The 17729-nt window shown below is 70.5% G+C and carries 14 protein-coding genes and 1 tRNA gene; 6 read left to right on the forward strand and 9 right to left on the reverse strand.

Going from position 1 to position 17729, the window contains the following annotated elements; all coding sequences use genetic code 11:
* Nucleotides 1–22: 22 nt before the first annotated feature.
* The 6 genes from O7611_RS29890 to O7611_RS29915 all read right to left on the reverse strand — a co-directional run bounded on the left by O7611_RS29890 (nucleotide 23) and on the right by O7611_RS29915 (nucleotide 10346).
* Nucleotides 23–2425, reverse strand: coding sequence for a CHAT domain-containing protein (locus tag O7611_RS29890; RefSeq protein WP_194802139.1), 2403 nt, complete (start codon nucleotides 2423–2425; stop codon nucleotides 23–25).
* 23 nt (nucleotides 2426–2448) lie between these two features.
* The gene (locus O7611_RS29895) at nucleotides 2449–3480 is read right to left on the reverse strand and encodes a hypothetical protein (RefSeq protein ID WP_269697980.1); all 1032 of its coding nucleotides are present in this window, start codon (nucleotides 3478–3480) and stop codon (nucleotides 2449–2451) included.
* Nucleotides 3481–3619: 139 nt separating this feature from the next.
* Complete coding sequence (locus O7611_RS29900) at nucleotides 3620–3847, reverse strand: hypothetical protein (RefSeq protein ID WP_194802137.1); 228 nt, start codon at nucleotides 3845–3847, stop codon at nucleotides 3620–3622.
* A 36-nt stretch (nucleotides 3848–3883) separates the two neighbouring features.
* Complete coding sequence (locus O7611_RS29905; protein ID WP_194802136.1) at nucleotides 3884–6412, reverse strand: caspase family protein; 2529 nt, start codon at nucleotides 6410–6412, stop codon at nucleotides 3884–3886.
* Nucleotides 6413–6443: 31 nt separating this feature from the next.
* Complete coding sequence (locus tag O7611_RS29910) at nucleotides 6444–9338, reverse strand: helix-turn-helix transcriptional regulator (protein WP_269697982.1); 2895 nt, start codon at nucleotides 9336–9338, stop codon at nucleotides 6444–6446.
* Nucleotides 9339–9359: 21 nt separating this feature from the next.
* Nucleotides 9360–10346, reverse strand: coding sequence for a hypothetical protein (locus tag O7611_RS29915; protein WP_194802134.1), 987 nt, complete (start codon nucleotides 10344–10346; stop codon nucleotides 9360–9362).
* Between the two features lie 293 nt (nucleotides 10347–10639).
* Between O7611_RS29915 and O7611_RS29920 the strand changes: the two genes are divergently transcribed.
* Entirely contained in the window at nucleotides 10640–10831 is a 192-nt protein-coding gene (locus O7611_RS29920) for a hypothetical protein (RefSeq protein WP_194802133.1), read from the forward strand.
* A gap of 350 nt (nucleotides 10832–11181) precedes the next feature.
* Here O7611_RS29920 and O7611_RS29925 read toward each other — a convergent pair whose 3' ends face one another.
* Nucleotides 11182–11568, reverse strand: a complete 387-nt coding sequence (locus O7611_RS29925; RefSeq protein ID WP_194802132.1) for a hypothetical protein — start codon at nucleotides 11566–11568, stop codon at nucleotides 11182–11184.
* 138 nt (nucleotides 11569–11706) lie between these two features.
* Between O7611_RS29925 and O7611_RS29930 the strand changes: the two genes are divergently transcribed.
* Entirely contained in the window at nucleotides 11707–13350 is a 1644-nt protein-coding gene (locus O7611_RS29930; RefSeq protein ID WP_194802131.1) for a hypothetical protein, read from the forward strand.
* A 127-nt stretch (nucleotides 13351–13477) separates the two neighbouring features.
* On the opposite strand, the gene O7611_RS29935 is transcribed toward O7611_RS29930, so the two are convergent.
* Nucleotides 13478–13549 (reverse strand) — tRNA-Lys (locus O7611_RS29935).
* Between the two features lie 131 nt (nucleotides 13550–13680).
* On the opposite strand from O7611_RS29935, the gene O7611_RS29940 reads away from it, so the two are divergent.
* Entirely contained in the window at nucleotides 13681–14847 is a 1167-nt protein-coding gene (locus O7611_RS29940) for a sensor histidine kinase (RefSeq protein WP_194802110.1), read from the forward strand.
* The gene (locus O7611_RS29945) at nucleotides 14844–15506 is read left to right on the forward strand and encodes a response regulator (RefSeq protein WP_194802109.1); all 663 of its coding nucleotides are present in this window, start codon (nucleotides 14844–14846) and stop codon (nucleotides 15504–15506) included. The genes O7611_RS29940 and O7611_RS29945 overlap by 4 nt, the downstream gene beginning before the upstream one ends.
* Nucleotides 15507–15537: 31 nt before the next feature.
* Here the strand turns inward: O7611_RS29945 and O7611_RS29950 are convergent, their stop codons facing one another.
* On the reverse strand, nucleotides 15538–15906 hold the full coding sequence (locus tag O7611_RS29950) for a DUF6223 family protein (protein WP_194802108.1): 369 nt from the start codon (nucleotides 15904–15906) through the stop codon (nucleotides 15538–15540).
* 183 nt (nucleotides 15907–16089) lie between these two features.
* On the opposite strand from O7611_RS29950, the gene O7611_RS29955 reads away from it, so the two are divergent.
* Entirely contained in the window at nucleotides 16090–16242 is a 153-nt protein-coding gene (locus tag O7611_RS29955) for a hypothetical protein (RefSeq protein ID WP_194802215.1), read from the forward strand.
* Between the two features lie 37 nt (nucleotides 16243–16279).
* A complete protein-coding gene (locus O7611_RS29960) occupies nucleotides 16280–17362 on the forward strand; it encodes an NAD-dependent epimerase/dehydratase family protein (protein ID WP_269697983.1) in 1083 nt (360 codons plus the stop codon).
* The last annotated feature ends 367 nt before the right edge of the window (nucleotides 17363–17729 follow it).

Below are 17729 nucleotides of genomic sequence, written 5' to 3' on the forward strand. Positions count from 1 at the left end.
TGGCGTCATGGCCCTCCGTTCATTACCGTCCCCAGTGGACGAATCCAGCCCAAGCGACCACACGTGCGGGGTCGGCATCCTCAAGCATTCGGCGCAGCGGGAGAGGCATCTTCCGCGGCGGCCGGCGATCGTCGTCGAGCATCCACAGCTGCGCCCGGTGCAGTGCGTCCCACGGCGCGCGTCGCTCGGTCGTCAGGAAGTGGTGAAACATGTACATGAGCAGGGACGTCTCCTGGTCGGGGACGCTCCACTGCGTCGACAGCACCGAGCGCGCGCCCGCCGCCATGAACATCGTCCCGAGGCTGTACGCCTCGTCGTACCCGTGGATCGACCGGCCGGAGTTGCAGGCCGCGAGCACCACCAGGGCGATGGGGCGGCGCCCGGCCCCGGTCATGACGCCCATCAACTCGTCCGCGGCAAGGTCGCCCTCCGCCAGCAGCAGGCGTGACGACGCGGATGTCCGGGCCGTCTCGATGACGCCGTGCGACGCGAGGTGCAGGAAGGTGCCGGCCCGGGAACTGTCGGCGCGTAACCAGGTGCGCACGTCGTCGGCGGTGCCCGCGCCGGAACGACTGACGCTCCCGTCCGGGCGCCGCCCGACATAGGTCGCGCCCGGATAGAAGACCTGGTGGATCGCGTACGCCTCGAGCCGCGCGGACCGCAGGTCCGACGCCCGGCCGGCGGTGTCCGGGTCGGCCACGATCATGCCGCCGGGACTCACCGGGATCGGCTCGGCCGCCGCGGTGTCGCACAGCATCCGCGCCGAGACGGCCTGCGTCAGCGCGACATGCTGCACCGCGTAGCTGCCGTCCGGAGCGCGCGCCGCCTGCCAGGGCACGCGGGCGAGGTCTCCCATAGGGATGAGGACGAGGCGCGGCAGGCGCTCTCCGCCGAGGTACGGCTTGAGCAACGGCCCCATCGCGGCCTTCCACGCCCATCCGCACACCTCGTCGAGGCTCTCGGCGAGTGCGGGTTCGTCGATCGGATCGAACTCGCGGAGGAGACGCCCGGCTCGACTCCCCACGGCGTTGAGATACCGCTCGACATCCGTGCCGGCGGCGATCGACAGGTGTGGCAGGGCGACGAAACGCGGAGGGCCCTCGGTCGGGGCGACCACCGCCCAGCCCGGTGCTGGTGACTCCGCCGGAACCAGGTACACGAGAGCATCCGCGCCGAGCCGGCCCAGCGCCTCCTGGATCTCGTCGAGGTCAGGCGCGTCGAGGAGACCCGTGTCCCGGGCCAGCACCGCGAGAACCTCCTCGCGCAGCCGCAGCGGCGGTTCGTCCACCGCCCGCCACCGGTCGGCCAGGTCGCGGTGCCCCGCCTCGACCAGCCGGGTGTACGGGTCGCGGAGCTCGGTGGCTGCGAACAACATCAGGCCGCGACCTGCGTCCAGCGCCCGTAGCGCGTCCGCCGGGTGGTGGTCGATCAGGAATCGGCCGGCGGCCGCCACCGCCTCCTTGGCCGCCTCGGCGGCGACGGCGCGAGCGGACATCGGGTCGGGTTGCAGCAGAATCCGCCACGTGTAGCCGCGTAGCCCTTCGAACGTGTGGATCCGGGACGGCCCGGCTTCGTCGCGTCGTCGCCGAAGCCCGGCGAGCATCTCGTTGACGAACGACCAGTTCGGGTGTTCCGGACCACCGGCCGACTCGCGGGCGCGCTCCAGCACCGTGATGGCCTCGTCGACGTCGGCGAGTGAGCCGGTCACTTCCGAGCGATGGGCCAGCCCCAGCGCGAGCGAGGCCAGGTGGAACACGTGGTGCGGGTGGGTGTCGGGGCTCAGCACCACGGCCTCACGCAGGGCGTCGAGACCGGTGTCGACGGTGTCCAGGTCGGTCTCGGCGCCCTGCCGCATCGTCATGCCGCCAAAGGCCACCAGCTGGGTCAGGCGGTCCGTCGCGGACCCGCCCGCCCGTACCCGGGGGATCACCGGCACCTCACCGTTGCTCATCGCGCCCAGTGCCTGCGCCATCGGTCCGGCCTCAGCCATCGCCTCCCGAAGCGGATGTCCCGGCGGAAGATCGGCGGACCGCTCGGCCACATCGGCGAACAGGGCAAGTGCCGTTCCGTCGTCGCCGGATTGATTGGCCTGGTAGGCGGCGACGAGGTCCGGCAGGATCGCCCGCATCGCGTCGAGCTCCGGGTTGCCCGCGACCAGCTCGCTGAGGTTCGACAGTGCCGTCTCGATCCTGCCTCCGCCGCCCTGGGGGTAGCCGGCGACCATCTCGAGCGTGGCCCCCGCGAGCTCGGCCAGTCGCCGGACCAGCGGATCGTCGGCGAACTCCGCAGCGAGGCGGTCCATCTCGGCGATCTTCGTGCGAACGTCGACGAGGCTTCCGTCATGGGCCGCGCTGAGCACCTCCTGGATCCGGGCGGCGGTCTGTGCTCGCCTGAGGTGCTCGGGCTCTCCCGCACGGCTGGTCATCGCTGCTCCTTCCGGCCTGCCTTCTAGAGATCTGACGGACGATCCGGGCGGTCGAACAGCTCGAGCACCGTCTCGATGACGTGATCGAGACGATCCGGATCGCCGATCAGGGCGCCGACCTGCTCCGCACCCATCGGGTCGTCGCCGGGAGCCCGGTCCAGACCGTGGGCCGCCGGCAGCGCGCCGAACACCGTGCCCAGGACCTCCGTGACGAGCACACGCAAGTCCTCGCCGGCGTCCCGCCGGCTCTCCATCAGTGCGATCGCCCGAGCGGCGAGCTCGAGCATCAGGGCGTCGTCCTTCTCGTGCCGCTCGACCAGGGCGAGCGGCTCAGGCTCGGCGTACTCGCCGGACGATTCACGCCGTGGGAGGTGCACCGGCGCCCGCTTGCGGCCGAGCGGCCCATCCACGTTCCGCTCGTACCAGGTCGGGCGCTGCCGCATCGCGGCCAGCACGACCTCGATCTCGTCGGCGACCTGCGACTCTCCGACGCTGTGGTCACCGGTGCGTGCGGCGCGCCGCGCAGTCCAGGCGGAGAGGGGCCACAACGAGGAGCCCGCGGTGGCCTCGGTACCGACCCAGTCGAGGATCGCCACGGCCAGGTCCGACAACCAGGGGTCCCGGTCCACCGCCTCGGCCAGCCACTTCGGCACGCGCGGTCGCTGCGGTGCGCCCCGTTCACCACGTCGACGGCGGTAGCCGTCCACTGTCGCCCTGCGCATCCGCATGGTCAGCCAGCCCTCGAGGTTGTCGATCGGCACGTCGGCATGTGCGAACAGGTCGTCGAGAACCGCCTCGACGTCGTCATGGAAGCGGTCGAGGCAGTCGGGCGAGAGCCGCTGCACACCCATGGCGCAGATGTGGTGCCCACGCCCACGCTCCACCCGCCTGGTCACGCGCAGGAAGATCAGCGGCCAGGCGAGCTCGGCGGCGGCGGCGCGGAGCCGCCGGCGCTCCGCTTCGGCCGATGCCGCGAAATGCCGTGCGAGCGCGCCCTGCCGGGCAAGCTCACGGACGACATCCGTCGTGGCGGGTTGCTTTTCGGGATTGACCACGGCGAACTCCTCCGTACCTCGACGTTTGCATCGATCGTCTTGACGGGGTCGCGGTCGGGCGAGGCGTGGCGGTGGAGATACCGGGAAATGCGTACGTGGCCCGTCGCATACGTACGGGCCACGTACCTTCCCCGATCGATCAGGACATCTCGCTCGGCGGACGCGGAGTCGGGTCGAGGGCGAGCACCACGCTGGCGGCGGTCGCCCCGTTGAGGAAGACGGTGACCGCCCGGCCGGCGCCGTCGTACAGCCCCAACTCGACGGTGGTGCGGTTGGTCATCGCCTCCCGGACCAGCCGGACCACACCGGATGCGTCAGCGTCGGCGATGAACCACTCGGCCGGGCCGATGATGAGCTTCTTGGTCATGCTCGTACTCCTTGTCGTGATGGTGAGTGGGACGGATCAGGCCACCTCGTCCACGCAGAACGTGAACGAGAAGTCTTGTGGGTGCCGCACGTGGCGGCCGATCCCGAACTGCTCCTGTGCCAGCAGGGACGTGCGGTAGAGCCCGACGCTCTGTCCCACCACACCGGTGAGCAGCTCGTAGGCCGTGTTGACCAGGACCGCGCCGGCGCCCATGAGGGCGACCGCGACGGCGGCGTGTGGCGCGGTCATGGCCAGTCCGGCGACCTCGGCGACGGCCCCGTGCACCACCGGGTCGGTGAGCTTCTTCTCGAGTAGCGCGCTGAGCGCCAGGCTGCCTGTGGTGTCCCGGGAGACCCACACCGCGATGTCCAGAAAGTCCTCGGCCGGCCCGTGATAGATGAGCACGTCGTCCAGGGGTAGGCGGTCACCGTCGCGTACGTTGCTGAACCGCATGGTCTCCGCGCGATAGATCGGCTGCCCGCCGGACCCGCCGGTGAGCACCACCGCGTCCACCCGGATGTCCGCGCTGCCCAACGCCCGATTGCGGTGGACCACGAGCTCGGCGATGCGGACGGCGAGCTTTCCCGGCGCCGTGCCGCGTGGCGACAGCAGCCGGATCGGCTGCGCGGGCCGCTCGTCGACCAGGAAAACGGCTCGTTCCGCCGTGGGAGGTGGCGTCGGACTGAGCATGAAATCGATCGGTTGCACGGCGTAGCGGACCTGGCCGGCGGGCTCGGGACCGACTTCACGAGTGGCGCCGGTGGCGATCTGTGCGAGCAGGTGGGTCAGCCCGGATCCAGTCGCCCGTCGGCCGTCTCCCCGTACGCCCGGCCGCTGCAGGCTGGACACGTCGACCGGACCGTCACTGACCAGGACCAGTACGGTCTCGGGCCGAGTCGCCGACATGTCGATACCGTCCGGCCAGCTGACGGCGACGCCGGTCAGCTCGTTACGGTCCTCGTTCCAGCCGTACGTGTAGGAGGCACCGGGCTCGAGTCGGACGCCACTCGGGTCGGAGTGCGTGAGCAGCGCGATCCGGTACGAGACGCCGATGTCGACGAGTGAGACGAACACATCGAGGTCGCCCTCGTTCGTCACCCGGAAGAAGATCCGCTCGTCGGCCTGCGCGAACAGGAGTTCCCCGGAGGGTGCGAGTGGCGTCTCCCGGCCGTCGCGCACGCGGCCCCACTCGGTGCGTACCGACTGCCGTAGTGGTCGGCTCGGATCGCCGCTCAGCCGCCGCAATGCCGTGGCCTGGGCGATCCGTCGGAGGTTGGCGACGACGGCACCGACGCCGGCTGGGCTCGGCCGGTACGGCAGGTGCAGCGGCCCTGCCTCGTCCCGCACCGCGAGGCGGCCCTGCTCGTCGACGGTGACCTCGACGGTGACCTCGCCGCTGGTCTCCACGTCCTGCGCGGCCAGTCGTAGCATCGGGTGCAGGACGATGCTCTCGGCGAGTTCCGCCGTCACCGGATGGTCCGACGGCAGCCGCACCGCCAGCGCGGGCGGCGCAGCGCTGGTGCGGTACGCGCGAGCGTCGGACGGCACGGCCTGCCCCGGTGCCGTGAGTCGCAACCGCGCGGCGGCGGCTGCGGGCAGCAGGTGGGTGACCACCGCCGTGCCCATCGCCGGCCCGTCCTGCGAGCTGGTCGCGTCTCCACGCATGATCGCGAACTCGTCGCCCGTCCGGACACCGAGCAGCGGCGCGCCGAGCAGCCGGATCCGGTCCGGGCCGTCGACCGCGACGGGTAGCGCGTCCAGCGCGTCCGCTTCGGTCGTCTCGAACAGCTGGCGCCCGGACGGGCCCTCGACCTCGGGTCGCTGCGCGGCCACGAACGTCTGCACCTCACGACGGACCGCGTCCACCAACGCGGCCCAGCTGATCCGCAGCCCGTCCGTCTCCCGCAGCGCGCGAGACAGCGCATCGGTGAGCAGGCCCATCTCGACGCCGTCCCGGTTGACGCTCTCCCAGGACGAGCCGGACGGCGAACACGCCACCACTCGCACCGCGTGCGGATTGCCGATCAATGGTCGTCGGTCGATCGGAAGGCCTTCGGCGACCAGCCTCTGTACCTGCCGTTCCACGCTCTCGTACGTCGGTCGCCACCGCGCCCGCGCGTCCCGCAGCAGCGCCTTCACCCGCCGTTCGGGCTGCCGGGACATGTGCGCGGCGTGGCAGCAGTCGAAGATCACGGTGACGTTGTGGGTGCGGTCGGTGAGCCCGGCGAGCAGGACTGAGAGTTCGACGTCGGTGATACCGCGGAAGTCGTCCTCGTCCGAGTCCGCGTAGTCGTCCGGCACGATGAACTGCAGGTCGCGACCGTCGGGTGACCGTAGGCGACCACCGTGGCCGCTGTAGTAGACGACGACTGCGTCGTCCGTGCCGGCGTCGGCGGTCAGCTTCTCGTAGGCGTCGCGAATCCCGGCCCGGGTAGCGTACGGAGTGACCAGCCGCTGGACGTCGAAACCGCGCGGTGTCAACGCCTGCTCCATCGCGTCGACGTCGTTGAGTACGCCGGCCAGGCCGTGGGTCTGCGCACCGATCAACAGAGCTTTTCGCGTCATGCCCGTCACTGACGGACAGGCGGGCGTGTGGTCAGTCGAAGAGCCCTTCGCGACGGGCGAGGGCGATCGCCTCCACGGCGCTGTGCACGCCGAGCTTCGCGTACACCCGTTCGAGCTGCTTGTCCACGGTCCGCTTCGCCACGCCGCGGGCGTTTGCGATACCCACCGGGTCCTTACCTTCGTAGCGAAGGCGAAGGGTGTCCAGTTCCGCCGGGGTGAGGTCGAAGGGGCGCCGGGCCGGCGCCGGGCGGTCGGCGAGGTCGAGGCCGATCCTCGCGGCGAGTTGCCGCACCCGGTCGCGCAGGGGCACGGCGCCGAGAGTCTTCGCCACCTGGTAGGCGTTGCGCGCCGGTTCGCGGGCTGCCTTCGGATCGGCGGCCGCGAGCGCCAGGGCCTGCCGCCAGTGGGCATAGGCGGCCGGGTAGGGCCGGTCGAGTCTCGCCCAGCCGTGCGCGACCCGCTTCCAGCCGGTGGCGGTGTCCGCGCCTCGGATACGCAGCCGTTCGGCCTTGCAGAGCAACACGAGTTGGTCGATCTCGTCTTTCGCCGGCTGTCGGCGAGCATCCGACGCGAGAAGGGCGATCCGGTCGCCGTCGGCCGCTGCGCCGTGCGGATCGACCGTCGCACGGTCGGCCGCGCAGCGCATCCCCACCGCGCAGAGGCGCAGCAGCTCGAGCGCGTTCTCACCTCCACGCACCGCCGCCACGCCCCGGAGCACCTCGTCCGCCGCCCGCGCGAGATCGTTCTCGGCGAGTGCCAACTCCGCTCGGACTCCGTGCAACGGGCCCAGGAACCGAGGGTCCTCGCCGTGCTCCACGTTCTCGATCGAGGTGAGCAACTCGCGCGCCTGGTGGAGATCGCCACGCGCCACCTTGATCTCGGCGAGCGTGAGACGCGGATAGAGGCTTTCGGCCGGCAGCCGGTCCAGGGTCACCTCGGTGATGATCTTTTCGGCGTCGTCCCACTCACCCAGCAGCACGAGCGCGGCGCTCGAATTGTTGGCCAGCACCGTTCCCTGCCGCGTACCGGCCAGGTCGAACCGACGGGCCTCGTCCAACGCCGCCATCGTCACCTCGGCGGATTCCCGCAGGCGCCCGGCGTGCTCCAGGACCAGACCCAGGTTTCCGTAGGCCCGGAAGAGATCCTCGATATGGTTGGCCGACCTGGCGATCTCGATGGACCGGCGCAGCCGCACCTCGCCCTCCGGATCGCCGAGCATGCCGAGGGCCAGGCCGGAGATGTTGAGGGCCCGCCCTCGGACGGCCTCATCCTCGACCGTGGTCGCCATGGTCAACGCCTTGTCCGCGGTCCTGCGGCCCTCCTGGTAGTGCCCGGCCTGCAGGTGGGCGAGCGCGATCCCGGCCAGAACCCGAGCCTTCACGGCCGAGGGGCGGCTGTGGGCCAGCAACGTGGCCGCCTCGCGGAACACCTCACCGGACTCGGCCCGCCGGCCGGCTTCCCACAGGTAGGTGGCGCGTCGCTCGTGCATCTCGCCGAGCCGATCGGGGTCGCCGTCGTTGTCGGGTGCGTCGATGGCCTCCTCGACGAGTTCCAGGGCCTGGTCGACCCGTCCGGACCAGCGGGCCGCCTCGGCCGCCTCGGCGAGTAGCTGCGAGCGGGTCACACCGGCTCGGGCCTGCGGATCGGCGACGCGGTGCCACAACCGCAGGGCTCGGTCGAACTGCACCTCGGCCGAGGAGAACGCCAACGTCCGGGCTGCTGCCCGGCCGGCCTGCACGGCGTACGTGAGCGCCTGCGGCCAGGCGCCCGCCTGATACCAGTGGCTGGCCTGCTCGGCTACGGCCGAGCCGTCGATCAGTGACAACCAGGGGTCGGCTGCCAACGCCTCGGCCATCGCGGTGTGCAGATCCACCTGAGTGTCCCGGACCGTCTCCTGGTAGACCACCTCGCGCAGCAAGGCGTGCCGGAAGCTGTAGCTGTCCTCCTGGCCGGCAACGAGCATCTGCTGGTCGAAGCACTCCTGCAACGCGTCCCGCAACGTCTCGGCCGGTAAGCCGCTCACCGTCCGCAACAGCCGCCGGCTCATCGCCCGCCCGGCCACAGCCGCGACCCGTAGCACCTTGAGAGCTTCCTCGCTCAGACCACCCAGGCGGGCGAGCATCACCGAGCGGATGTCCGGTGGCAGCTGGACGTCTTCGTCCCGACCGGCGAGGGCGCCGGCGGCCACCAACTGCTCGGCGTAGAACGGGATGCCGTCGGACCAGCGCAGGCAGCGCTCCACGAGTCGTGAATCGACCCGCCCGGAGCTGCCCGCCGCGACGAGACAGCGCATCTCCTCGAGCGTGAAGGCCGGAAGTTCGAAGCGTTCGGTGCGGCGGAGGAACGTCGTGCCGGCCAGCAGTTGCCACAGTGAGTCGCCGCGCCGGGGGTTGGCGCGGTAACTGCACACGAAGAGAAGCCGGCGGCCGTCCGGGGGCGCCTGGGCCAGATGCCGCACCAGGTCGAGCGTCGAAGGGTCGGCCCAGTGCAGATCCTCCATGATCAGCACGACCGGGTGCTCTGCCCCGATGTGATCGAGCATCCGGCGGACCGCCAGGAAGACCTGCTGGGGCGTGTGCATGGCGTCGCCCTCGAGATCGAAGAAGGCGGTCAACTTCCGGTACGCCGGGCCGCCGAGTTCCGCAGCCTCCTGGTCGCCGTGCTCCCGGCCGAACGTCTCCAACGCTTCGAGCAGCGGGGCGTACGGCATCGGGTCGCCGAAGTGCTCCTCACACGCGCCGGACAACACGTGGGCGCCGGATTCCCGTGCCTCGCGTGCGAACGCGGCCACGAGCCGGCTCTTGCCGACTCCCGGCTCTCCACCGATCAGTACCGTACGGGCCGTGCCCTGCCCCGCCTCGGACAGGCGGCGCCGCAATGTGTTCAGCTCGTGGTCGCGGCCGACGAACACCGGCTCCTCGGGCACGTTCACCGTCCTTCGTCGAAGCTATCGACCGCGCCCGATCTCGATGATATCCAGCACCGTGGCGACGATCCGGTCCAGTTCGCTGCTGTCACGCAGCACCCGCTCCAGGCGGTCGTCGTACGCGCGCCCGAGGTGACCTCCACCCGCGTCCGCGCCGAAGACCGTGTCGAGCACCTCGGCCACCACTGTCGGCGCAGCCTCGCCCCGGGCGAGGCGGACCCGGATGAGTTGGACGGCCCCGTGAGCCAGCGCGGTGAGTAACCGCTCGTTCTCGGCCTCGGCGTCGACCGGGACGTCGCCCCGGTCGTCGAGGAGCGCCGACGAGGCGACCGGAGCCTGCTTGTGGCCGAGCGGCCCTTCGACGTACTGCTCGTACCATTGCGGACGACTGCTCATGGCGTGCAGGACGGTGCGGATGTCGGCCTGCAGGTCCGTCTCGCCGTACGTCGACCAGCCACCGTGCCGCTCGCAGCGTCGTACCACCCAGCTCTCGGTGGGCCACAGCTCGTAGCCGGCGGTGGCCGGCGTACCCGCCCACAGCAGGATCTGGGTAGCCAGATCGAGCAGCCACGGCTCACGGCCCAGTTCGTCGGCCAGCCAGGCCGGCACGCGGGGACGCTGCAACGCCCCGTGCTCACCACGTCGTCGCCGGTGGGCATCGACAGTGGCCGGGATCAGACGGCTGGCGATCCAGCCCTCCAGGTTCTCGATCCGTGCGCTCGCTTTGCGGGCCACGTCGTCGACCACAGCCTCGACGTCGTTCTCGAACCGGTCCAGGCATTCGGCCGCCAGGTGTCGCACCGAGGCGGCGCAGCTGACATGACCCCGGCGCATCTCGATCTTGCGGGTGAGTCGCTGATACACGACCGGCCAGGCGATGGAGTACGTCGCACCGGTGAGCCGCGAACGGCGCGGACCAGAGGCGCCCGCGATCGTGGTAGCCAGCAAACCCTGGCGCGCCAGATCCCGGACCTCGTCGACGCCGTCGGTGTGGGGCGATCCGAGCACCGCACCCTCCTCATAGTGGACCAACGAAGGTGACTCACCTTGGACCAGGGAATTGCGCACGGTGAACGGCGAGATGAATCGTTTCAGTCGACGGTCAGTCGAGGCGATGCGCGGCTCAGAGGTCGGGTTATCCCCGATTGGTCCACAACGGAGGGTCGACAGGACGATAGATCCGGATGAACGTCGTAGTCCGAAAGCATGACCCTGTCTTGATCGGAAACGGCCTGCCGGTGGCCGCTGATTGCGGGCATGCTGGCGGTGGGCTCGACTCTACGGCCGACAGGAGCGCAACCATGGACGAGGATCCGACCTCCGCCGAGCTGCGCGAATATCTCACGTCGGAGCTGCGCGAGGCGGGCGCGGCGGCCGTCCGAGCGGGTGCGGATCCGGACGCGGTGACGGCTGATCTGAAGGAGCGGCTCCGGCGGATCAACGAGATGCTGGCCGCAGCGGAAGAGGCCACCCATCCGGACCCTGCCGACTGACCGACGCACTGAGCGGCGTCGCAGTCGGCAATCGGTCAGTGGCAATCCCCGTCATGCCCTTGACGACATCGTTGATGCTCTTCACCGGTCCTCTCTGGTCCAGCCGAGGAGGCGACGGTGCAGCACGCCGGCCGGTGGCAAGGGCATGCACCCGTCGCTCAAGATGGATGAGCGCCTTGTGCGCGCGAGATCATGTACTGCTCGAAGTGGATCATCCAGGCAACTCTGGTCCGTAATGCTCATGAGCAAGGTGGTAAGAGCGTGTGGTCACGGTCCCCGCACCCGGGAACACCGGAGCGGGGAATCGCGCCATGCGGAACCCTGGCCGCGGCAGTAATTGCGGCCTGGCATCATCCGGCGGTCCACGAACCTGTTGGGAAACCCATGTAGAACGTCTGGCCACTTCGTGTGGGTGTAATCGACGCGCTCGATCCCTGAGGGGTGTTCTTGGCGCACTGGACTCCCATCACGACATCCTGCGCCTGGTTCAGGTTGACCTTGGCGTAGACGATGTCGTCTCCACTGTCTCCGCCGCTGCTGACGTTCGAGACGGCATAGTTCACGCCCGTCACATAGTTGCCGTTGCCGGGACACCACCCCCACCATCTCGGGGTGACGAGATACACGTAGCCAGTAGCGGCCTGCGCAGGCCCGGGTGCGACGATGGCCGCCCCTGCCAGGATGCTTGTGGTTGCGATGGCGCGCGTAACCCACCGTAGGAGCAGAGTGTCTCTCATGGCTGGCCTCCCTGGCTGCTAAGGCGGGCATCAATGGTCGGTTCTCTAGCCCGCCGACGACTAGGTTCAATGATCGGGCAATTCTCTGGGGTCGTTCGGCCGCTTGCACGTCGAGCTGGCTAGTGCAATAAATGGTCAGTGGGTGCTCTGAGTGGCTCGGCCGGTGGTCGCGGCCGTCCGTACCGTTCGCCGCGGCGTACGCCGCAGGGCACGTTTCAGCACCGGGTCGGTTGGTTGCTTCGGGTCAACCGCCTCTACGGCCCAGAAGCGCGCTGGCAGCGAGAGGCGGGATTTGCCGCGGACTTTCAAGGCGGCTGCTGGCGGGAGCACACGAGCGTCTATCGGATCTCCCGCTGGGAGACGGCAAAGGTCCGCGTACCCCACCTGGCGGTCCGGCGGTACGAGGAACTACTGCAGGTGCCGGCACATCAGCTGACTGTGCTGATCGATGCAATCAGCCGTTACTTCGCCGCCTCGCCCGGGGATGCGCCGATGCTGCAGCGGCCGCGCCGGGATGAGTCAGCAGCCGTCGACCGGATAGCCGAACTACTGGAGTCCGTCCAGTCCGACGACGTGGTGACTGGGGCGCAGTGGGACGAGTTGACCGCTCTGCTCGCTGGCACCGGTCCGGTGATGTTGCCGCGATCCAGGTGGGCGCATATCGCGGAGCGACTTTTGGCCGAGATGATCGTGTCTCATGGCGTGGCCTGGGCTCAGCGCTACGAGGCCCTCAATCGCCTGCTCGGCCACCCACTCGGCCAGCAATCGGCGGTCGCTGCGTGCAGCAGCCTCGCGGCTGATCGCACCAACCAGGTGTTCATCGAGACGGTCAGTGTGCTCGATGCCAGTCCGCATCCAGACGCAGCCGCACATGTTCTCAAGCAACTCGCCCAGCCCACTAACGGCCGGGCTCAGTACGGCGCTCTTCTTGCCTGCGTACGCAAGCTGCGGTTTGGGCACTTCAGCGAACCCCAGGTACGGCAGTTGGTGCCAATCGTCAACGACTTTGCCACGAACCCTACCCACTATGAAGACGCACGCCTGCTCGCTGCCGAACTCATCCGGCGGATTCCGGCGGACCTGCCATCCGATCTCCGTCGGCGGCTGCGCGAAGCGGCCTTCCACAACGACGTCGCGGCACGCGGGTCGTTGCCGGAGTCAAGCCCGAAGCGCGTCTTGGCTGAAGGTATCGCCAACTCGACCGTCGCAAGAATGGCGAGTCATGTTCCGCGCTTCCTCGACACGCTGCTGCCCGACCTCATCGAGGAGATGCTGTTCAGCCCTGTCTTCGATGTACGGCTGAACGCGGCGCTCCTGCCCTTCGGAACGCCGTACCGTGCACCGCTGGCCGCCAGCCTGGCCATTGAAGTAGTCAACCAGGTCCGCGGCGGTGAGACAGGGGTCGCTCGAACACTGATCGAAGCACTGCGCATCCTCGGAAGCGACAAGGAGCGCGCCCTCGTTGAGCAGCTCACCTTGGCGCCTGGCCTTCCGCCTCAACTCGTTCTCGCCGCAGCATCAACGCTCGGACACCTCGGCGGCAGTAGTTCAGACCACTACTGGACAACTGCCATCAACCAGCACGCTCGACACTGGCACCGTAGTGGAGGCAGAACAAGCGCATCTGTTTTGGACGCACTGATCTACGGCCTCGGCATCTCACGAAACATGACTATTCTCCGACGTATCCGCGATCGTATCGACGTCCCCCCACCCGCCCGGACCGCTGCTGGGTGGTGGCTCAATCTGCCGATATCGGTGTATGAGAGCGCGAATCGGTAGCCTGGCGACAGCCAGCACTGGACGCTTGCCGCATCGTCTGCGCGCACTCGTCAAGCCGCATGCGGCTGCCGGGTTCGGCCAGTTGTGCCCGATTGGCATCTTCCCGCAGCTCAGATGCGCTGTTGAGTGGGCCGCCAGGGACTCGAACCCTGAACCTATGGATTAAAAGTCCACAGCTCTGCCATTGAGCTAGCGGCCCGCACGGCACAGGTTACCCGAACCCGATCAGCCCGGCGTGCGTCGCGCACCGACCCTCCCGACCGCACTCCGGCACCACACGACGCCGCTTCGGGGCCCTCCGCTGCGTCCCCGGACCGCTACGCTTCGGCAATGTCGAGCTGGCACCGGCACGGCCTCAAGACAAAAGCCGCACTGGTGCCTGCCGTCGCCCTGGTAGCCCTGCTCGGCCTGGTGGTGCAGTCGGAGGGCATCGACACCACCGCCGAGTTCGTGGCGCTGCTCGTCGTCCTGGCCTCCTCCGGCGCGCTCTACCTGCGCCGGCGACACCCCGTGGCGGTGGGTGTGGCAGCGCTGGCCGCTGTCGCCGCGTACGGCGCCCTGCTTCACCGCCCTGGGCCGATCATGCTGGTGTTCGTCGTGGCGCTGTACACGGTCGTCGACGAGGGGCACCTCGCGGTCGCGGTGGGGCTCGGCCTGGCCTCTGTCGTCTCCTTCGCCGTGGCCGACAGCTACACCCGGACCGGTGTCAGTGGGAACGGCGCGACGCTGCTGCACGCCGGCTGGCTGGTCGCGGTCATCGTCGGCGTGACCCGCAACCGGCGGGCCTATCTCGCCGAGGTGCAGGCCCGGGTGCTCGCCGCCGAGCAGCGTAAGGAGGAGGAGGCCCGCCACCGGGCCACCGAGGAGCGGCTACGGATCGCCCGCGAGCTGCACGACCTGCTCGGCCACCACTTGTCGCTGATCAGCGTGCAGGCGAGCGCCGCGTTGCACCGGCCCGATCCGGAGCGGTCGGCGGAGGCACTCACGGTGATCAAGCAGACGAGCCGGGAGACGTTGCGCGAGCTGCGGGCGGCGCTCGGCGTGCTCCGGCAGGAGGGTACGACGCCGAGCCACCCCGTCCCCGGTCTCGACCGCCTCGACGAGCTGGTCACGACGGCCGGGCGGCGCGGGTTGACGGTGCGTACCGAGGTGACGGAGACCGGGCCGCTGCCGCCGGAGGTGGATCTGTCCGCGTACCGGATCGTCCAGGAGGCGCTCACCAACGTGAGCCGTCACGCGGGCGCGAGCACGGCGGTGGTCCGGGTCGTGCCGGACGGCGACGAGGTGCTGGTGGAGGTGGCGGACGACGGCGCCGGTCCCGCCGGCCCGCCCGGGAACGGGATCCTCGGCATGGGCGAGCGGGCCCGGGCGCTGGGCGGCTCGCTCACCACCGGGCCGGGTCCGGACGGCGGGTTCCTGGTGCGGGCCCGCCTTCCGCTGCGGCCCGCCCTGCTGCCGATCCCGGCGCCACGCGCGGCACAGGGGGAGACGACATGATCCGGTTGCTGCTCGCCGACGACCAGACTCTGGTACGCGCCGGCTTCCGCTCCATCCTCGACGGCGAGGACGGCATCGAGGTGATCGGCGAGGCCGCCGACGGCGCCACGGCGGTACGGCTGGTGCGGGAACTGCGTCCGGACGTCGTCCTCATGGACATCCGGATGCCGCTGCTGGACGGGCTCGCCGCCACCCGGGAGATCGTCGCCGGCACCGCCGCCCGGGTGATCATCCTGACCACGTTCGACCTGGACGACTACGTCTACGGCGCGTTGCGGGCCGGCGCGAGCGGCTTCCTGGTCAAGGACACCGAGCCGGCGGAGCTGATCCACGGCGTGCGGGTGGTGGCGCGGGGCGACGCGTTGATCGCCCCGGCCGTCACCCGCCGGCTGATCGCCGAGTTCGCCGCCCGGACCCGACATCCGGACCCGGGCCCCCGGCTGAACGCGCTCACCGAGCGGGAGCGGGAGGTGCTCGCCCTGGTCGCCGCCGGCCTGTCGAACGACGAGATCGCGGCCCGGCTGGTGCTGAGCCCGGCCACCGCGAAGACGCACGTCAGCCGGATCATGACCAAGACGCGGGTACGGGACCGGGCTCAGCTGGTGGTGCTCGCGTACGAGTCGGGGCTCACCGTCCCCGGCTGGCTCACCGCCTCCTGACCGAGCCGCCGGGCCGACGCCAGCGACCGGTTCAGGCGGTGCGCCGGGAACGGGCCAGCGCCACCCCGCCCAGCACCGCACCGATCAGCCCCAGCGCCACCCCGGCGACCGCGCCGGCCCGGCCCTGGCCGCTGCCGAGGCCCTCGGTGGTCAGCGCCAGGTGCCACGCGCTCAGGACCAGGCCGACCACTCCCGCCGCGGCAGCCACCAGGGCCTGGACGCGCCCCTCGCCCGCCCCGCGGCGGGAGCGGCTCAGTGCCAGTCCGCCGACGGCCACGCTGGCCAGGGCCACCACGGCGAAGACAGTGGCGCCGACCCGCCCGGAGCCGCCGATGCCCCCGGCGGCGAGCGAAGTGTGCGCGGCCGGGGCGACTGCGCCGGCGAGCAGGTGCATGGACATTCTGGGACTCCCTCGGGTCGCGGCAAGTGGTGACGGCGGCAGCGTATGGACGGGCATCGCCACCGGTCGTCGCCCCGGAGTCGTCGATCGGGCTACCACCACGGGAGTACGCGCTGCGCCCGCGTACCCCAGGGGTTGTCGTTGCCGGGCGTGAACGGCGGCGGCCGGGGAACCTGGGCGACCATGCGAGTCACGAGCACCGCCGCTGTGGCGGCGTCCCGCGAGGTGCCGGGCGACGACGGCGTACGCCGGCCCGGCGGTGAGGTGCACGCCTGGCTGCCGGGCCGGAACCAGACGCTGTGCGGGCTGCCGCTGAACACGAACCCCCGTCCGTGAGCGGTTGCTGCCCGGTTCAGCGGGTACCGCACCCCTCATGCGCATCGTGATCGTGGGGGCGACCGGCAACGTGGGGACGGCGGTGCTGCGCCGGCTGCGGCGGGAGGCGGGCACCGAGCTGGTCGGCGTGGCCCGCCGGCTGCCCGGGCCGGACGCCGGTGAGCCGTACGACGACGTGGAGTGGCACTCCTGCGACATCGGTGCACCCGGTGCCGCCGACCAGCTCGTGCGGATCTTCGCCGGGGCGCGGGCGGTAGTGCACCTGGCCTGGCAGATCCAGCCCAGCCACGACCGGCGCACGCTCCACCGGACAAACGTCGGCGGCAGCCGCGCGGTGATCGAGGCCGCCGTCCGGGTCGCCGTTCCGGCCCTGGTGTACGCCTCGTCTGTCGGCACCTACGCGCCCGGCCCGAAGAACCACCCGGTCAGCGAGAACTGGCCGGCGACCGGGGTGGAGACGTCGTCGTACAGCCGGGACAAGGCGGAGGTCGAGGCACTGCTCGACGGCGTGCAGCGGGAGCACCCGAAGCTGCGCGTGGTACGGCTGCGGCCCGGGCTGATCTTCCAGCGGGAGGCCGGTACGGAGATCAGCCGCTACTTCCTCGGCCCGCTGGTGCCGGTGCGCCTGCTGCGGTACGGCCGGATTCCGCTGGTGCCCTCGAACCGGCGGCTCCGGATGCAGGCGGTGCACGCCGACGACGTGGCGGACGCGTACGCCCGGGCGGTCGTGGGGGAGGCGAGCGGCGCCTTCAACGTGGCGGCCGACCCGGTGCTGACGCCGGAGCTGGTGGCCCGGCACTTCCACGGCTGGACGCTGCCGGTGGCGGTGCCGGTGCTGCGGGCCGCGGCGGCGCTGACCTGGCGGGCGCGGCTGCAACCCGTCGACACCGGGTGGGTCGACCTGGCGCTGAACGTGCCGCTGATGTCCAGCCACCGCGCCGAGACCGAACTCGGGTGGAGCCCGAGCATCGACACGGTGACCGCCCTGAAGGAGTTGTTCGCCGGCATGGCCGCTCGGGCCGGCACCGACTCCCCGCCGCTGTCCCCCGACCCGACGCTCCCCGGCCGGCCCGCCGCCCTGGCCAGAGGCCACCTCCCCGGCCACCCCAACCCCTACTGACCCCACCCTTCGCCTGCCCGCCACCTGTCCGATCCGGCTCCAGCCTCGGGCCACCCCGCCCTCGCCCTATCTCGCCGCCACCCCGCCTCGCCCTACCCCGCCCTCGCCCTGTTGATCAAGGAGTTTGTGTCGCGCGCAGAGATCAACCAGGACACAAACCCCTTGATCACCGAGCCCAAGGGGGGCAGGCGCGAGGGCGGAGCGGCCACTCTCCAGGCGGGGATTGCTCGGTGATCATGAAGTTGGCGGGGCGACACGCCGATGACGGAGCCGTCAACCTCATGATCGACAGGGTGGGGTGGGAGCGGCGTGCGCAGGCCGGGTGCTCAGGCGGCAATCATGAGGTTGACGGCACGACACGCCGACG

It is taken from the genome of Micromonospora sp. WMMC273 (assembly GCF_027460285.1).
In the GTDB taxonomy this organism is placed as follows: Bacteria; Actinomycetota; Actinomycetes; order Mycobacteriales; family Micromonosporaceae; genus Micromonospora; species Micromonospora aurantiaca.